General features: G+C 40.0%; 12 protein-coding genes and 1 CRISPR repeat array. Of the genes, 7 read left to right on the top strand and 5 right to left on the bottom strand.

Translation table 11 applies throughout. From position 1 onward, the window contains the following. The first annotated feature begins 93 nt into the window (after positions 1-93). Both HUN01_RS03925 and HUN01_RS03930 read left to right on the top strand, forming a co-directional pair. On the top strand, positions 94-4,248 hold the full coding sequence (locus HUN01_RS03925) for a non-ribosomal peptide synthetase (protein ID WP_181930171.1): 4,155 nt from the start codon (positions 94-96) through the stop codon (positions 4,246-4,248). Positions 4,249-4,541: 293 nt separating this feature from the next. Continuing rightward, the gene (locus HUN01_RS03930; protein WP_181930172.1) at positions 4,542-5,342 is read left to right on the top strand and encodes an RMD1 family protein; all 801 of its coding nucleotides are present in this window, start codon (positions 4,542-4,544) and stop codon (positions 5,340-5,342) included. A 138-nt stretch (positions 5,343-5,480) separates the two neighbouring features. Next, a CRISPR array of direct repeats spans positions 5,481-6,104; the repeat unit is 36 nt; unit sequence GTTTACATCCCCGTTAGGGGAAGTGGTTATGTAAAG. A gap of 497 nt (positions 6,105-6,601) precedes the next feature. On the opposite strand, the gene tmk is transcribed toward HUN01_RS03930, so the two are convergent. From tmk to HUN01_RS03955, 5 genes are all read right to left on the bottom strand, one after another. Continuing rightward, positions 6,602-7,237: a dTMP kinase gene (gene tmk / locus HUN01_RS03935; protein ID WP_181930173.1), complete on the bottom strand. Its 636-nt coding sequence runs from the start codon at positions 7,235-7,237 to the stop codon at positions 6,602-6,604. A 196-nt stretch (positions 7,238-7,433) separates the two neighbouring features. Beyond that, positions 7,434-8,702 (bottom strand): lactate racemase domain-containing protein, encoded by a 1,269-nt coding sequence (locus tag HUN01_RS03940; protein ID WP_181930174.1) that lies wholly within the window; start codon positions 8,700-8,702, stop codon positions 7,434-7,436. A gap of 2 nt (positions 8,703-8,704) precedes the next feature. Further along, positions 8,705-9,541 (bottom strand): SDR family oxidoreductase, encoded by an 837-nt coding sequence (locus HUN01_RS03945; RefSeq protein ID WP_181930175.1) that lies wholly within the window; start codon positions 9,539-9,541, stop codon positions 8,705-8,707. An 84-nt stretch (positions 9,542-9,625) separates the two neighbouring features. Next, positions 9,626-11,053: a glucuronate isomerase gene (uxaC, locus tag HUN01_RS03950; RefSeq protein ID WP_181930176.1), complete on the bottom strand. Its 1,428-nt coding sequence runs from the start codon at positions 11,051-11,053 to the stop codon at positions 9,626-9,628. 220 nt (positions 11,054-11,273) lie between these two features. Further along, the gene (locus tag HUN01_RS03955; protein ID WP_181930177.1) at positions 11,274-12,305 is read right to left on the bottom strand and encodes a LacI family DNA-binding transcriptional regulator; all 1,032 of its coding nucleotides are present in this window, start codon (positions 12,303-12,305) and stop codon (positions 11,274-11,276) included. A 210-nt stretch (positions 12,306-12,515) separates the two neighbouring features. Between HUN01_RS03955 and HUN01_RS03960 the strand changes: the two genes are divergently transcribed. From HUN01_RS03960 to HUN01_RS03980, 5 genes are all read left to right on the top strand, one after another. Beyond that, positions 12,516-13,025, top strand: a complete 510-nt coding sequence (locus HUN01_RS03960; protein ID WP_181932549.1) for a gluconokinase — start codon at positions 12,516-12,518, stop codon at positions 13,023-13,025. A 139-nt stretch (positions 13,026-13,164) separates the two neighbouring features. After that, entirely contained in the window at positions 13,165-13,488 is a 324-nt protein-coding gene (locus tag HUN01_RS03965; protein WP_181930178.1) for a DUF1815 family protein, read from the top strand. A 334-nt stretch (positions 13,489-13,822) separates the two neighbouring features. Beyond that, positions 13,823-14,719, top strand: coding sequence for an inositol oxygenase family protein (locus HUN01_RS03970; protein WP_181930179.1), 897 nt, complete (start codon positions 13,823-13,825; stop codon positions 14,717-14,719). Positions 14,720-15,552: 833 nt separating this feature from the next. Next, the gene (locus tag HUN01_RS03975) at positions 15,553-16,554 is read left to right on the top strand and encodes an ABC transporter substrate-binding protein (protein WP_181930180.1); all 1,002 of its coding nucleotides are present in this window, start codon (positions 15,553-15,555) and stop codon (positions 16,552-16,554) included. Positions 16,555-16,692: 138 nt separating this feature from the next. Then, positions 16,693-17,748: an ABC transporter substrate-binding protein gene (locus HUN01_RS03980; RefSeq protein ID WP_181930181.1), complete on the top strand. Its 1,056-nt coding sequence runs from the start codon at positions 16,693-16,695 to the stop codon at positions 17,746-17,748. Positions 17,749-17,913 lie beyond the last annotated feature (165 nt).

The following is a 17,913-nucleotide window of genomic DNA, read 5'->3' on the forward strand; positions in this document are numbered from 1 at the left end:
TATTTCCCCCCTTTACAAGGGGGGACTAAGGGGGGTAAAAACACAATTAAAATCACAACTTTTCAGGAAAATATCAGACTGATAACTAAACTTATGAACAAAAACCAACTTTTAATCGAACTCGAAAAACGAGGAATCAAACTCTGGTTAGAAAATGACCTATTAAACATCGAAGCACCAAAAGGAACATTAACACCAGAACTACGCGATTCCCTCAAAGAACATAAACCAGAAATTATCAAACTACTAAATCTCAGCAATATAAAAACAACCTCCTTACCAATCATCAAACCAAATCCTCAGCAACTTCACCAACCATTTCCCCTCACCGACATCCAACAAGCGCATTGGTTGGGACGCAATCAAGTATTTGAATTAAGCCATGTCAGCAACCATGTTTACATAGAATTTGAAACTAATAATTTAGACATATCCCGCCTTACAGCAGCTTGGCAAAAACTCATTCAACGTCATGATATGCTACGGGCGATAGTATTACCCACAGGAGAGCAACAAATCTTAGATCAAGTTCACGATTATCAAATTACCATCTTAGATTTGCGAGAATTGGAAACCCAAAAACTCCAAAATGAATTAATAGCAATCCGCGAAAAATTATCTCAGCAAAACTTACCTTCACACCAATGGCCTTGGTTTGATATTCGAGCCACTTATTTAAATCAACAACAAATTCTGCTGCATCTCAGCATGGATTTATTACTGATAGATGCTGCGAGTATTCGGATTTTATTTCACGAATGGAATCAACTTTATCAAAATCTCGAATTATCATTACCACCATTAGAACTGTCATTTCGAGATTACGTCATCGCCAAAAATTCTCTCCAAGACTCAGAATTAGTCAAGCGATCGCAAACTTACTGGTTCAACCGTTTAGATACTCTACCACCAGCACCGGAACTACCCCTAGCTTGTTTTCCTAGTGAATTAAAAGAGTATACATTCAAACGCTATGCTGGAAAACTAGAACCCCATATATGGCAAAAATTAAAACAGCGAGGTCAAAAAGCTGGTTTAACTCCTTCTATCATTTTGCTAACCGCTTTTGCAGAAATTTTAACTTTGTGGAGTAAAAATCCTCACTTCACTCTCAACTTAACTGTCCTGGAACGTCTACCCCTCCATCCTCAAATTAATCAAATTATTGGCGATTTTACCAATACAAATCTCTTAGCAATAGACAATTCATCCCCAAATACATTTACAAATTTAGCTCTAAAAATACAACAGCAATTACTCCAAGACTTAGATCATATTTATATTAGTGGAGTAGAAGTATTGCGGAAATTGCTCAATCAAAAGCAAACAGAATTAACCGCAGCTATGCCTATAGTATTTAGTAGTGTGTTAGGTTTGGGTAATTTTTCTCAAGCAGATTTAGAATATAATTTTTTAGGAGAGGTGGTGTATGGTATTAGCCAAACCCCGCAAGTTTCCTTAGAACATCAAGTTGCAGAACACAATGGAAGCTTAATTTTTAACTGGGATGCAGTAGAAGCACTCTTCCCTGTGGGGATGTTGGATGAAATGTTTACAGTTTACTGCAATTTGGTGGAGCGTTTAGCCCAAGAAGATGAATTGTGGACAGTACCCATAGAATTATTACCACCAATCCCAATTCATCCTCATCCACCAATCCCGCAAACAGCTTTACTCCACACTTTGTTTTTTGAACAAGTATCTCAACGTCCACAACAACAAGCCATCATTAGCAGCGATCGCATTCTCACCTATCAAGAGTTAAGCGATCGCGTCACTGAATTAGCACGACAACTAGGCGATCGTTCTCAGGTGGCGATCGCTATCATTATGGAAAAAGGCTGGAAACAGGTTGTTGCTGCTTTAGCTATCTTTGCTGTTGGTGGTATCTATGTCCCCATCGATCCAGGATTACCACAGGAACGTATATGGTATTGTTTACAACAGGCAGGAGTCAAACTAGTACTGACTGAAACTTGCCTTGTTCATAGTCTGGAATATCCAGAGAACATCCCAATTTTGTGTATAGATTCATTACCAACTCCACCATCTCACCAGCCATTCCAGCAAATCCCAAAACCCACAGACTTAGCCTATATCATCTACACCTCTGGTTCTACAGGAACACCCAAAGGTGTAATGATTACCCATGAAAGTGCAGTCAACACGATTTTAGATATCAACGAACGCTTTCGGATCAGTTCTAGCGATCGCATCTTAGCTATTTCTGCTTTCAGCTTTGATCTCTCAGTTTACGACATCTTCGGCACTCTAGCAGCAGGAGGAACAATAGTCATTCCTGATGCTGCAAACAGTAAAGATCCATCTCATTGGAGTGAATTAATTACCACCCACCAAATCACAATTTGGAACTCAGTTCCCGCTTTCATGCAGATGTTAATTGAGTATAATTTAAATCATTTTAAAGTTATATTTAATACTCTCAGACTAGTTTTATTGAGTGGTGATTGGATACCCCTAAATTTACCTACTCAGATCCAAGCATTATCTCCACAAGCCGAAATCATTAGTTTAGGAGGAGCAACAGAAGCCGCCATCTGGTCAATTTATTATCCAATTACCCAACTTGATCCCAACTGGAAAAGTATTCCCTACGGAAAACCACTTAAAAATCAATATGTTTATGTTTTAAATACATCTCTGAAAAAATGTCCTTTTTGGGTGACAGGAGAATTATATATTGGGGGAATGGGATTAGCAAAAGGTTATTGGCAAGATGAAGAAAAGACAAATGCTAGTTTCATTATTCATCCCGTTACCAAAGAAAAATTATATAAAACAGGTGATTTGGGACGTTATTTACCCGATGGGAATATAGAGTTTTTAGGAAGAGAAGATTTTCAAGTAAAAATCAATGGTTATCGCATTGAACTTGGTGAAATTGAAGCAACATTAAAACAGCATCCTACCGTTAAAGAAGTTATAGTTACAACAATCCCAAAAACACAACAACTAATCGCTTACATTGTTCCACAACCAGAATCAAACATCACCACTCAAGAAATACGTTCTTTTCTCCAAACCAAATTACCAGCATACATGATCCCCTCTACTTTTGTGTTGTTAGCATCTTTCCCGCTCACAGCAAATGGTAAAGTGGATCGTCAGGCGCTATCTATTACTGAAGGTACGCAACCGGAATTAACACAAACTTTTACCCCGCCTCGTAACCAAGTAGAAGAACTATTAATTACAACTTGGGCAGAATTATTTCAACTTCCGCAAATCAGCATCCATGAAAACTTTTTTGCATTAGGTGGACATTCCTTTTTAGCACTACAATTAATATCAAAAATCAATCATAAATTTCAGATAAATATACCTCTTAGTACGCTTTTTCACTATCCAACTGTAGCCGAATTAGGAAATTTTCTGATCCAAAATAATCACGCTTCCTCAACACCTGTATCTTTAGTCCCCATTCAACCACAGGGAACTCAACCACCATTATTCTGTATTCATCCCACAGGGGGACAAGTAATGGTGTATCAACATCTTGCCACCTGTTTAGGAACAGATCAACCTGTATACGCTCTCCAGTCTCGCGCTCTCAACAACTCACTGGATGAGCATAATAGCATTGAAAATATGGCTGTGGAATACGCCAAAATCATTCGCCAACATCAACCTCATGGTGCTTATCATCTCATGGGTTGGTCTATGGGTGGAGTCATTGCTGTTAGTATTTCCAAAGAATTAGAACAGCAAGGATGTAAAGTTGATTTTCTTGGACTTGTAGATGCGTTCTTATTTCCAGATAGTACACCAACTTTTACACCCGATCCTTTATATGAATTAGCATTAGTGTTTGGTGGTACTTTTGTTGATGCTTTGATGACGCTAGATACTGTTCAACAGCAGCAACTACGAGAGCAACTCATAAGTTTAACTTCTGTTGAACGTCTGCAATTAATGATGAATTGGGGAAAATCACAAAATTTACTTTCAAAAGAACTATCAGAAGTATCAATGGAAATATTGCAAAAACAATTAGAACTAACTGAAATTCACCAAAAACTCTTGAAAAACCATCAACCACCTCAAATCCAAACTCAAATTTGTATCTGGTGGGCTGCACAACAACTCACACCTCAATTACCCCGTACCAACTGGAGTCAATATACTATCAACGCAACTCACACAAAAATCTTAGATGGCAACCATTTTACCATCATGCTTCCCCCCTGCAATACAACACTCGCCCAGCAATTACAAGATTACATTTAATTACATACGAGAAGAATTCAAACACTTGTCTCGTTGCTTTTTATATGCTTTCTGCTTCTTATTTTTAATTTAAAACAATGTCTTCATGAAAAGAATATAAGCATTGAATATATAAAATGCTTCTTTGATTCATCTTTATTATCTAAATTGAAGAATTGGCTTTATTCTAGATAGTTAAATTTCATTCCCAAATATTATTAGCAATTAAGATGCGATCGCTCGGATGACGTAATATGTAATTTAGTATCGCTACCAAAGCAGTAAAGCAGGCAAAATATAGCTTCCGGGCAACAATGCAAAAACTCCTTTTTCATGACAAAGAAAGATTTAAAGCACAGGCCCTATTCCTTGGTAAAGGTATTAACTTACAGACGCTAGATAATTACGTTTCCTTGGCGAGTATGCCAGTATTGGTTAAAGTCGGTGAAGAAGGCTACGCAGTATTGCTGGCCTATGGTGCAGTTGTCCTGTTTAACCTTGAGCCTGTAGAGAAGGTAGCCTTTTTGAGCAAACTATCTTCTCAGATTAGCGGCCCTTTTGCCAACCCGGAAACAGAAGAGGTGGAAGTTCAACTTAGTATTACGGACAGTGAACGAGCTAAAGAAGGAAAAATTTTACTGCATGAATTGAGCATAGAACGCTTGCAGATAGTGGCTGATATTCTCGCCAAGAGTGTTGTGTTGTCTCACTATGAAACCAGCCTAGCGACTGTATTCGATCAAATTGAACCGTTTGCAGCTAGTCTCCAGCGTGAAAACAGAAGTAGACACCAGAGCCGGGAATTACTGCGTCAACTAGGGACTACCTTATTAGTTCAACATAAAATTGTGGGTCAAGTAGAGATTATCGATAAGCCGGAGTTGCTCTGGGAAGCCCCACAGCTAGAAAACTTATATCTGCGCTTGGAGGATGAATACGAAATCCGTGAGCGTCACCATGCCCTAGAACGTAAACTAGATTTAATTTCTCAAACTGCCCAAACAGTGCTGGAGTTCATGCAGCATAGCAGTAGTCAGCGTGTAGAGTGGTATGTGGTGATTCTGATTGTGGTAGAGGTTTTACTGTCACTGTACGATATCATTTTCAAAGGCTAAATATTGGGGTTGTGATACCAATTCGCAATTCGCAATTCGCAATTCGCAATTCGCAATTAAAAAACTTAGATACAGCGTTAGGGGAAGTGGTTATGTAAAGTTGGTTACAGATATTTTTTCAAAAAAATATCCACCAATGTTTACATCCCCGTTAGGGGAAGTGGTTATGTAAAGTGCCAACCAAATATATGGAAGCTTAGAAAGCACAGTGTTTACATCCCCGTTAGGGGAAGTGGTTATGTAAAGCATACTATAAGCCTCGCATCACTGTATATACACCGTTAGTTTACATCCCCGTTAGGGGAAGTGGTTATGTAAAGTGAAAAAAAAGGAATCCAAATTAACGATTTGGAGTTTACATCCCCGTTAGGGGAAGTGGTTATGTAAAGTGATGTTTTTTTATTAGCGAAGGGCTTCCTTTTTATGACGTTTACATCCCCGTTAGGGGAAGTGGTTATGTAAAGTTTTCAAACCTGCGACAAATAACATAGATGTAAGTTTACATCCCCGTTAGGGGAAGTGGTTATGTAAAGGAAATTCTGGGATTATTGACAGAACCTCAGGACGGAGAAGCGTTTACATCCCCGTTAGGGGAAGTGGTTATGTAAAGCTGCTAAAGATTCTGAACACTTTGATGATTTGGCAAAAGAAGTTTACATCCCCGTTAGGGGAAGTGGTTATGTAAAGGGAATGCAAATCTTGAATAATCAGATTTAGAACAATGAAGTTTACATCCCCGTTAGGGGAAGTGGTTATGTAAAGAGTTACCTTTTGGAAACCTTACTGGGAGAGGGTTTCAGATACCCCAATCGACACACCTCTTGAAAAGTACAAAAAATTTTCAAAAAAGTATCAATTTTGCAGTCTGAAAAGCTTACTGCGTAAGGCATCGACATACCTCAACGGAATTATGCGGTTTTCAAGGTTCGGGCGAGGTGTGTAGATGAGCATCAACACATTAAAAGAAAGGGTATAGCACGTTACCTATGATTGTCAAGTATTAGGTTTATAAGAAGAATTCAGAACTCAGGAGTCAGAATTCAGTATTCAGTATGAATTCTGTACGAGTGGGTGACGAATATTGGTTAAAACCGTACAACTCTTAGAGACGCTACCGCGAACGTCCCGCGAGGCTAACGCCCGAAGTCAAGCGAAAAAAATTAAAATATTTTCACCTTAAAACTCTATCCCTTTATGGGCAGAGTATTCTGAATTCTGAATTCTGAATTCTGTATTCTGACTCCTGTTTTATTTTTGCCCTACCTCGCCAAGTGCAGTTGTACGCGCAAAATTCCTTGAATTACCTGTTGGACAGCTTCTTTACTCAAACTGCCATCTACTCGTACAATTCGTGAGGGATGGGATGCTGCTAAATGTGCGTATCCTTGCTGAACGCGCCGATGAAAAGCGATTGTCTCTTGTTCAATGCGGTCTAATCCTAGTTGGTCTGAGAGTTTGCGGGATAGTCCAACTTCGACATCGACATCTAGCCAAATAGTTAAGTCACTTTCTAAACCAGCAGTAGCAATATAGTTAAGCTGATTGATTAAACTCATATTCAGACCGCGACCATATCCTTGGTAGGCAATGGTAGAGTCAGTGTAGCGATCGCATAAAATATATTTCCCGGCTGCGAGATTTGGTTTAAGCTCTTGTTCAACGTGTTGCGATCGGTCAGCAGCATACAATAAAAGTTCTGTCACTTCTGCAACTGGTTTATCCTCTGACTTTTCTAGTAACAAGCGGCGAAGATGTAAGCCTAACTCTGTTCCCCCTGGTTCACGAGTTACCACCACAGAAACACCTAGACTTTCCAACCACTCAGAACAAAGCTGCATTTGGCTGGTTTTGCCACAGCCTTCCACCCCTTCAAATACAATTAATTTGCCACCCATGCTTTTTTGTTCGCTGCAATAAACTGATTCGCTGACGTTTGATCAAGAATAGCGCGAAGTGGAAAATCTTAACCTGCGATCGCGTAGGCGTAGCCCATCGTAGATATCGCAGTTTATGATTCAATACAGTTCAGATAAGACCAAAACACTTGTAGAGACGGCGATTTATCGCGTCTCGAAAACTATGATTGAGTCACTAAAATTTGCTGGAACTTAAACGGTATAGGATCTCCCCAGCTTTGGGCACAAGCAATATACCTTCATCCTCTCGGTTAGTCCATTCTGCGAGTCTAATAGTATCCGGGTCACGATAGTTCAAGTTATGAGCAGCACAGCGTTCAGCAGAAATACCAGTAGCTAAAGTGACACGAATCCGTGCTTGTTCCCCTTCTATAGGATCAAAAGTACCCATCCCTTTTAAATGAGTACTATGAGCCAGTACTCCAGCAGGATACTCTTGGAATTTATCCCACTGTTTGAGAAAGTAATCCCGCACATGATAGCCAACTTGGGACAGAATTTCGCCGTGTGTATAGCTAAACTCGGTAATATGAGGAGCATATATAATTACCTCGCCTCCATCAGCAACTACAGGCTCTAGTTTGTACATTCCTTTAGCTGCTGTCCAAATGTCATCGTACATTTGGGGCATGACTGAAAGCACTTGTTTAAAAGGCTGATCTACATATTTAATATGCAGTTTAGCTGATAATTGTGCAGCAGCTTCCCAGGCTGACTCTGGTTGATCTATATAAAGTCCAGCTAGCTGATTTGTTTTTGGTGCGACCACCATCGCCAAACAAAGCTTTGGGGTAGAAATCAGGCTAGCGGCTCGGTTAATCAAACGCCGGACTGGTGTTATTCCGAGTGTACCAATAATTTCGTAACAAGTGATTAAAGCACCTAACCAGTGTGAGAGATTAATTACTTCTTGACCACTAATGCCAGGAAAAAAATATTTATTTCCACCAGAGAAGCCGACAACTTCGTGAGGAAAAACTGGGCCGCAAATCACGATCAAATCATATTCGTTGACAAGCTTATTCACACGCACATCAACTTCTTGATGTAGCATTCCACCGCTAATTTCTGCTATCTCATCTGCCGAAATTATTCCACAAGAAATAAAGGTATCTGGCTCATTCCAAAGATGGTTAAAAATGCGAACTTTCTTAAAAGTTGTCTCTCGTTCCTCCGGTGTCACTCCCACCAAGTGATTGATTTGTTCTTCACTCATGGGATTATGTGTACCCAGAGCAATTAAAAAATCTAGAGCCGCTACTCTTTTACCCAACTCCTGATGCAGCAATCGAAACATTTGAGGGATGGGAGCAGTGCGGGTACTATCTGGAATTAACACTAAGATGCGCTGTCCATCTAACTTAGGGTCTGCTAAAGCTTGATGAATTAGCGCAGAAACTTGCTCATCTGAAAGTGTGCCGTTATTTACAGCCAGTGAATACATGATTAAACTCCACTGTAGATACTAAATCCACCGTCTACCGGCACGACTACCCCGTTAACGAAACTAGCACCAGAACTACATAACCAAATCAAAGTACTGAGTAATTCATCTGATTTTCCAAAACGTCCGGCGGGGGTATGCTCAATGATTTTTTGCCCGCGAACGGTCAAACTACCATCAGAATTTAAGAGTAAATCTCGATTTTGTTCGCCAATAAAGAAACCTGGTGCGATCGCATTTACTCGCATTCCATCACCATACTTTTGGGCGAGTTCTACCGCTAGCCAGCGAGTAAAGTTATCTATCCCGGCTTTAGCGGCTGAGTAACCAACCACGCGGCTAATCACTCGGATAGCAGACATGGAGGAAATATTGACAATGCACCCGTGGGGCTGATTTTTTTCCGCCATTGCTTGACCAAAAACCTGACAAGGTAGTAGAGTGCCAAGTAAGTTGAGGCTAACTACTTCCTCAAAGGCTGCATGTGGCATATCAAAAATAGTCGCATCAGCAGTAATTGTGGCAGCCGGAATATTCCCACCAGCCATATTTACCAAGATATCTATTTCACCCCAACACTGTATAATATAATCCCTAGCGATTTCTAATTGAGAGCGATCGCTAACATCTGCTACCACAGCCATACTTTCTCCACCACCAGCAGTAATCTCAGCCACCACCGCCCCCGCCCGTGCTTCATTGCGACCCAAAACCACAACTCGCGCTCCCGCTAGAGCCAAACCCTTTGCCATAGCCCCACCAAGCACACCAGAACCACCAGTAACTACCGCTACCCGCTCCTTCAAACTAAAAAGTTTACTTAAAATTAACTCTGCCATCACCCATTCCCCCAGTAAAACTCTCTGCGTACCTCTGCGCTTCCCTCCGCGCCCCTTTGCGTTTAAACTCCCCCTCAATTCCCCTCAATTCCCCTCAAACTTATAAGCAACCTTAGCGAGGTCATAAGCCAAAGCACGAGCCATCTCATACCCTTCCTCCTCCTCAACCAATCCCCGCGCAACCAATCCAGCCAACCAATTACAAGCTACCCGTCGCCAGACATTATGACGAGCCGGAATCGAAACAAAAGCCCGTGTATCATCATTAAATCCAGCAGTATTATAAATTCCAGCAGTTTCCATTACCTGATTGAAATAACGCTCCATACCATTTACGCTGTCGTGAAACCACCAAGGCGGCCCAAGCAATACAGTAGGATAATGACCAGCTAACGGAGCCATCTCGCGGCTATAAGTGCTTTCATCCATACCAAAAATGATTAAGCAAAAGCGCGGATCGTTACCGTAAGCTGACAACAACGGGCGCAGATTTTGAGTCCACTCTATTTTTACGGGAATATCAGCACCTTTATCAGATCCAAATCTCTCAAATAAAGCCGGGTTATGGTTACGCATCACACCACAATGCATTTGCATCACCAACCCATCTTCCACACTCATCCGCGCCATTTCCATGAAGATATGACCGGTAAAGTTTTTTACATCACCTGGATTCAGCTTGCCGGCTAATGCCCTAGCAAAGATAGCTTCAGCTTCTTGGTCAGAAAGGCGTGCGGTATAAGGTGTAGCTGCACCTTGATCGGTAGCTGTCGCTCCCATTTTTTTAAAGAAAGCTCGACGTTCTTCTAAAGCTTGCACAAAATTGGCGTAAGTACTAATTTCTCTACCGATAGTGCTTTCCAATTTGGTAAGATTTTCGCGCCAACCAGGAGAATCTAGGTTAACTACTGCATCTGGGCGAAAAGTTGGCCTAATTTGAGTAAAACCTTCTTCGTGGAGCGATCGCTGATTCTCTAGATTATCACTGGCGGCATCGGTAGTACAAAGCACTTCGATGTTAAAGCGTTTGAATAAAGCACGAGGGGAAAACTTAGATGAGGCTAACAAACCTTCCAGATAATCATAGATATGTGCGGCGTTGCGAGAATTTAAAGGTTCATCTACGCCAAAAACGTTAGTTAGTTCCTCTTTTAGCCACAACCCAGACGGAGTACCCTGGAATAGATAAAAATGGTCTGCGAACAATTGCCAGATTTTGCGGTGGTTGGTTTCTACTGGTGAACCATCACTAGTAGGTATACCCAAAGCTTGCAGAGGTACGCCCCGACTGTAGAGCATCCGCAAAAGGTAGTGGTCAGGAATAATCAGTAATTCCGTCGGCGAACCAAAACGAACTGCGGGATTAGCTAACAAAGCTGGATCTACGTGTCCGTGTGGGCAAACTAAAGGTAACGCAGATATACTGTCAAAAAATTGATGGGCTAGTCGTCTTTGAACTGGTTCTGGAGAAAAACAGCGATCGGGAGATAAACTCGGTTTTTTAGTTAACATACTTTTTATTTGGTTAACAGTTTCAATTGAAGAAGAATTCAGAATTCAGAATTCAGAATTCAGGAGTCAGAAGTCAGAATAAATCAGTCGGGGATTCAGACCCGCGACTTTCTTGTTGACCACCAAATCTACGATTTGGTGGGGGTGCAAAAACGCCGGTTATTCAGAATTCAGAATGAATTCTGACTCCTGAATTCTGTTCGATAAATTGTCTTCAGTCTTAAATTGTTAATAATGCTGCACTACTACCACGCTCTACTAAAAAAGGAGATAAAACGCGGTTTTCTACAGTTTTTTCTTCTAATAAATCGAGTAACATTTGCATGGCATAGCCACCAATTTCTAACATTGGCTGGCTAACTGTGGTCAGTGCCGGTGTAACGTAAGAGCCTAGAGCAATACCATCAAATCCGACGAGACTTAAATTTCGCGGTACTAAAATACCTAATTCTTGACAAGCTAACAGAGCGCCAACCGCCACCATATCGTTGTAACAAAATATGCCTGTAACTTCCGCAGATAATAGTTTAGACAGCATATTTTTTCCGGTGTTCACATCACTGGTTCTGGTATCATATTCGTCACTAATTGAAACCCAATCAGTATTTGGTGGAATACCAGCTTCCGTAAGGGCCATTTGATATCCTTCTAGGCGCTGCTGGTTTGACCTGCTGCGATCGCCTACACCAAGATAACCAATAGCAGTGTGTCCCAGACTTATTAGATGCTCTGTGGCTAATTTAGCACCTAAGCGATCGTCTATTGCTACTGAGTGTAATATTTCCGATTGATCTTCGGTCTGACTATTAATCAGAACTGTTGGCACAGCAATTTGCGTAAGTTGTTTGATATGCTGCTTACTAATTCGTGAGTCGGCTACTAAGATCCCGTCTACTCTCCGGCGATGAAAAGTATCAATAGCTGCCATTTCCTGCTCAAAATTTCGGTGTGAAGCACTCAACAAAACACTTAAGCCTGCTGGTCTGGCTATCTTCTCGATTCCCTCTACTACCTCAGCAAAAAAGGGATCTGCGATTGAAGTTACTACTACACCAATAGTATTAGTACGCTTATTTTGCAAACTTTGAGCAATAGCATTCGGCACATAGCTCATCTCCTGCGCCAGTCGCTTAATTTCTTCTCGCACTTTCGGGCTAATTAGAGCGTTATCTCGCAAAGCACGTGAAACTGTAGAATGAGAAACCCCTGCTCTGCGGGCAATATCTTCAATTGAAATTCTTCGTTTATTCATTTTTTATCTTAGTAATTAAATATTGCACACGTGTGCATTTGTATGTATTATAGAAAATAATCGTTATTTGTCAAGAGATTTATACAACTCACATTTTGCATGGAAAGGAGTTAAGAGTCCTGACTTTTACCTCCACCCATAACTACAACTACGAATTAGGAATTACGAATTAGCTTAACTTTTCTTAATAAAAATATGATTCAGCAGTCAATGATTATTATCGTCATGGGTGTATCTGGTTCTGGCAAAACTACCATCGGAAAACTATTAGCAGATTCGTTAGAATGGGAGTTTAGCGACGCTGATAATTTTCACTCGCCAGAGAATGTTGAGAAAATGCGATGCGGTATCCCTCTGAGTGAAACAGACAGGATGCCTTGGTTACAAGATTTGCAAACAGCGATCAAGCAATGGTTGCAAGAAAATAAAAGTGTGGTGCTGGCGTGTTCGGCTTTAAAAGATAGCTATCGGCAATTTTTGCTACTGGATAGCGATCGCTCCGCCAACGCCAAGGGCGATCGCATCAAGTTAGTTTACCTCAAAGGATCTTATGAGTTAATTCAAGCACGGTTACAAGAGCGTAGCAATCATTACATGAATGAAAAACTCCTCGGCAGTCAGTTCAATACTCTTGAAGAACCGTTAGATACCATATCTATCGATGTTGCACAGCCACCCCAAATAATTGTCCAAAACATTAGAACGGCTTTGGAAATTTAGCTTATTGATGACAACCATAATATTAAGATTAATCACGTCTCTACGAAAACACGAACTTTTGGCAACTAAATTACATCAGATGTAAGTCTAAAGAAATTATAAAAGCAACCACATAAACTGGAGTGGTAGGAGAAAACTAGTGTTTCTAAGATTAGCGCAACAACATCAAGAATTCGTCCAAGACTTGGTAATGAACCTGCAAGCCTTGACAATTATACTTGAGCGACGTGGTTATACTGCGTCTTGTTATACATGCGGCGACCAAATGAAGAGTGCTTCATTTATAGTTAGCCTCAGAGAAAAACACCTAATTCGGTTTTTAGTCTCTGATTACGGGATTACTTGGATGGAATTGTGGGACGATCGCGAATTAATGAAGTTGGAGGGTGCAGAAGCAATAAATCAGCTAGAAGAGTTGGCTAATCTTGTTAAGTATTCCACTGCTGTGCAATTAGCAATTTGATACCCCCTGCCTGAGTCCGACAACAAAAAAACATAAATATAGGTTTTGCACAGGTGTGTAATACAAAAGATTAGCTTATATTAGTCAATTCATACACAGGTGTGCAAAAAGCAAAAGTACCATTTTTCTTCGGAACCAAAAAGATCGAAGAAAAGCGGGTGAAGTAAACCATCGATATCCATAGAACGGTCTACAAATGCGAAATGAAACTTAACACACAGGTTTGCACACGTGTGCAAAAATAAAAAATAAGTTTAAGACAGGTTTTGCACACCTATGCATAAGGGAGCGCAAAAGTACCATTTAATAAATCAATATCGACAAGTAGGAAGATATGTCTCAAACTCTAAATAATGTCATTGCTCAAGCTCAAAACAATCCCTTACATTCCCTAGAAGAATGGGAAGAAGACTTACTTAATCGCTATCCCGATCCGGAAAGCATAGTTAAAGAAGGTAAAACCACCGAAGAGTATAGAAATTATGAAACGACTATTAGAGATACAGTAAAAGAGTTTTATTGCTTAAACCATATTAATCAAACATACGATTTTGTACTTCAAAAAGAAAAAGAATTTTTAAAGTTTGACAAGAAAGAAATGTCTGTTTGGGATGCAGTCGAATTTTTGAATCAATTGGTTGATGATTCCGATCCTGATACAGACATGGATCAATTACAACATTTATTGCAAACATCAGAAGCTATTCGCGCCGATGGTCATCCTGATTGGATGGTACTTATCGGCTTCTTTCACGATATGGGGAAAGTGCTTTGTCTATTTGGTGAACCTCAATGGGCTACCGTAGGCGATACTTATCCTGTAGGTTGTGCCTTCTCTGATAAAATTGTTTTTCCAGAATTTTTCAAAGAAAATCCTGATTATAAAAACCTTAACTACAACACTAAATATGGTATTTATGAGCCGAAGTGTGGATTGAGTAATGTACACATGTCATGGGGCCATGATGAGTATTTTTATCAGATGATGAAAAACTATTTGCCCGAACCTGCGTTGTACATGCTTCGTTATCACTCATTTTATCCTCAACATCGTGAAAATGCGTATGAACATTTGATGGATAAATACGATCAAGAAATGTTTAAATGGGTGAAGTTATTCAACCCCTACGATTTATATTCCAAAAACCCTATTCCTCCTGATTGGCAGAAATTAAAACCATACTATGAAGATTTAGTTGCTAAATATTTGCCTGCAACGTTAAAGTTTTAAACTGCTTGAAGAAGAATTCAGAATCCTTGATCCATGAAGGGATAGAGCAAGAACAAGATATTACATCTGTAAAAGTATAAAACAGATATGTAAATTTTCTTTATCCCTAATCAGGCTTAAAAGTATTATCTTGTTTACTCCTCTATTGCCTTTAAGTGATGGAGGAGCAATAACAAATAAATACTCTTGACAAGCAGATTTGAGTCAACTTAGAAAATTCAATCAAAGGATGTTTACATTTCTTAAAATATAGCATTCACAATCCAAGAGTTATCTACTGTAACAGTATCTTTTCTGAAGGAGTTTGATTTAGAAATGTTAACGGATTTAACATTAGATCAAATATTGAATAGGTTGATTTATGCGAAGGCTTTGAAATCAAGACATGGGTTATATCGAGAGATTTAAAATCTTTTACATTTGTAAAGTTCGATAAACAAAATTAATTTTTGCACTGGAGTCGGGTAAAATGAAAAAAGTCAAAATGAATAAAAGTTTACAAGTTTAATCAAATCAGTTTTTGGAAGTTTCACTTAAAAGCTGTTTTCAGACCACACACTACTACCGAAGTAATTTCACCAAAAAATAATGCGATTATTTGAAGTAGTGTAATGTTCATGATTTTGCTTTAAAAAAAACATCTAGTTTCGTGAAACTAATAGCACTAACTCCAATTGCGTCAAAGCAGAAGACATTTGGAGTTTAAATTCCAAAAGCTATTAGTATCACTTGGTTAGGTCTAAAAATTTCAGACCTAGTTCATATTTTGATGACTGTGCAGATTTATATTCTGCTGATCTTTCTCAAATTTAAATCCGTTGTTAGAAATAAATATGAAAAGAGTTTCGCTCATAGTTGGCATATTAGGTTTTGCGGTTGTTGGTTGCACGAATGGCGCTCAAAATGGCAACACTGCAACTAATACTACTAACACTGCTACCAATATAAGTGCAGAGAGTCTTGGTACTCCCAATAGAAAATTGCAAACAATCGGCGTTGCGTTGGGTGACTTAGGCAATCCCTTTTATAATGCAGTGCAGAAGGGGGCTGAGACAGAAGCCCAGAAACTTGGGGGTAATATCAGAGTTAATGCGGTTTCCAGTGGCTTTGACTTGAACCAACAAAGCAACCAAATCGAAAATTTCACTGCTGCGAATACTGACCTAATTATCCTCAGCGCTGTTGACAAAAAAGGAGTTAAACCAGTTATTGATCAAGCAAGGCTTGCAGGTAAGGTTGTGATTGCAGTAGATTCAGCCGTTGATGCAGATGTGGATGCAATGATTAGCTCCAACAATACCCAAGCTGGTGAGGTTGCTTGCCAATATATTGCCGATCGCCTCAAAGGTCAAGGTAGTGTTGTCATCCTCAACGGGACTCCGATGGACTCAATTAATCAGCGAGTGAGTGGCTGTGAGAAATCATTATCCAAATATCCGAATATTAAACTCATCTCTAAAGAGCAAAACGCTGAAGGGACAAGGGATGGAGGACTAAGAGTCATGAGCGATTTGCTGACAACCTTTCCCAAAATTGATGCCGTTTTTGCTACGAACGATCAAAGCGGTGTCGGCGCAGATTTAGCAGCTAGACAAGCAAGACGCAATGAATTTTTTATTGTTGGGGTTGATGGATCGCCTGATGCAACCAAAGCAATGGAAGATAAAGATGGTTTATTTGCTGCAACTGCGGCTCAAAACCCCGCAGGGATGGCTCAAAAAGCGGTTCAGATTGGCAACGATATCATTCAGGGTAAAAAACCTGAGTCATCTGAGATTCTAATTCCAGTCAAGTTGGTTACTAGAGAGAACCTCAGCAGCTATCAAGGCTGGTAATTTATAATTCGTAATTCGTAATTCGTAATTATAAAACACAGAAAAAGGCTTGATACAGGAGGGTTAAAACATTTTACCCTGGTTTTTTAATACATCGTTTTCAAATTTGTGTGAGTAAGAATGACTTGTAGGAGATATATGAATGTGAAAAAGATTGCGTTCACCTCTGGTGTTACGCGAAGCGTAATCGCAGCTAGCTTACTTGGTATCATCAGTGGCAGTCTTATAGGCTGTACAAATGGTTCTCCCGATGACAACACAGCTACTAACACTGATACTAAACCTGCTACGAATATTAGTGCAGAAACTAAAACCGCCACTGGGAATAGAAAGTTGCGATCGGTTGCCTTCACTGTTGGCGATCTAAGTAACCCTTTCTTCGTCGTTATGGGACAAGCAGTTGAGGCAGAAGCTAAGAGAATTGGCGGAAAAGATGTCAATGTTATTATAGCTTCCAGTGCTTATGACCTTAACCAACAAGCCAATCAAATTGAAAATTTTACTGCTGCGAATACTGATATCATTGTTTTGAATGCTGCTGATAAAAGTGGAATTAAGCCCATAGTTGAAAAAGCTAAACTTGCAGGTAGAATTGTCATTGCTGTAGACACAGGTGCTGAGGGAGGTGTGGATGCCACCATCACTACTAATAATATCCAAGCTGGAGAAGTTAGTTGCAAATATATTGCTGACCGCCTTAAAGGCAAAGGCAATGTAGTAATAGTTAATGGCCCGCCAGTGGACTCGGTGATTCAACGAGTTAGTGGCTGCGAGAGTGTATTGTCTAAATATCCCGATATCAAAATCCTCTCTAAAAACCAGAATGCAGACGGTAGTCGGGATGGAGGACTCAGAGTTATGACTGATTTGCTCACAACCTTTCCGAAAATTGATGCTGTTTTTGCCATTAACGATCCGAGTGGAGTCGGCGCAGAACTAGCGGCTAACCAAGCAAAACGTAAAGATTTCTTTATTGTCGGGGTTGATGGTGCGCCAGAAGCAATAACTGCGATCGCCAATAAAGATGGTTTATATGCAGCAACTGCTACTCAAAATCCGCGAGGGATGGCCCAAAAAGCAGTTCAAGTTGGGAATGACATTTTAAATGGTAAGAAACCTGCTAATCCAACCATTCTGATTCCAGTTAAGTTGATCACAAAAGATAATGTCAGCACAGAAAAAGGCTGGGAGTAATAAAAATTGTGAATTTGCAATTGAAAATCATGTCTTTTGATATAACTCCTTTGGCGCATTTGTAAAGTTTTTGCACACACCTAGAATGTCCGACAGTTTTCATTTAAATTAATACCAAACCTCATCTTTATGCCTGTTTTTTATTTAATAGAAAAATGGGTTTAG

It is taken from the genome of Nostoc edaphicum CCNP1411, assembly GCF_014023275.1.
In the GTDB taxonomy this organism is placed as follows: domain Bacteria; phylum Cyanobacteriota; class Cyanobacteriia; order Cyanobacteriales; family Nostocaceae; genus Nostoc; species Nostoc edaphicum_A.

What these genes read in the sequence shown, in the direction of transcription:
- HUN01_RS03940 (WP_181930174.1), bottom strand. Translation starts at nt 8,702, where the DNA reads ATGTATTCACTGGCTGTAAATAACGGCACACTTTCAGATGAGCAAGTT.
- HUN01_RS03955 (WP_181930177.1), bottom strand. Translation starts at nt 12,305, where the DNA reads ATGAATAAACGAAGAATTTCAATTGAAGATATTGCCCGCAGAGCAGGG.
- HUN01_RS03970 (WP_181930179.1), top strand. Translation starts at nt 13,823, where the DNA reads ATGTCTCAAACTCTAAATAATGTCATTGCTCAAGCTCAAAACAATCCC.
- HUN01_RS03930 (WP_181930172.1), top strand. Translation starts at nt 4,542, where the DNA reads ATGCAAAAACTCCTTTTTCATGACAAAGAAAGATTTAAAGCACAGGCC.
- HUN01_RS03980 (WP_181930181.1), top strand. Translation starts at nt 16,693, where the DNA reads ATGAATGTGAAAAAGATTGCGTTCACCTCTGGTGTTACGCGAAGCGTA.
- HUN01_RS03945 (WP_181930175.1), bottom strand. Translation starts at nt 9,541, where the DNA reads ATGGCAGAGTTAATTTTAAGTAAACTTTTTAGTTTGAAGGAGCGGGTA.
- uxaC (WP_181930176.1), bottom strand. Translation starts at nt 11,053, where the DNA reads ATGTTAACTAAAAAACCGAGTTTATCTCCCGATCGCTGTTTTTCTCCA.
- HUN01_RS03925 (WP_181930171.1), top strand. Translation starts at nt 94, where the DNA reads ATGAACAAAAACCAACTTTTAATCGAACTCGAAAAACGAGGAATCAAA.
- HUN01_RS03960 (WP_181932549.1), top strand. Translation starts at nt 12,516, where the DNA reads ATGATTATTATCGTCATGGGTGTATCTGGTTCTGGCAAAACTACCATC.
- HUN01_RS03975 (WP_181930180.1), top strand. Translation starts at nt 15,553, where the DNA reads ATGAAAAGAGTTTCGCTCATAGTTGGCATATTAGGTTTTGCGGTTGTT.
- tmk (WP_181930173.1), bottom strand. Translation starts at nt 7,237, where the DNA reads ATGGGTGGCAAATTAATTGTATTTGAAGGGGTGGAAGGCTGTGGCAAA.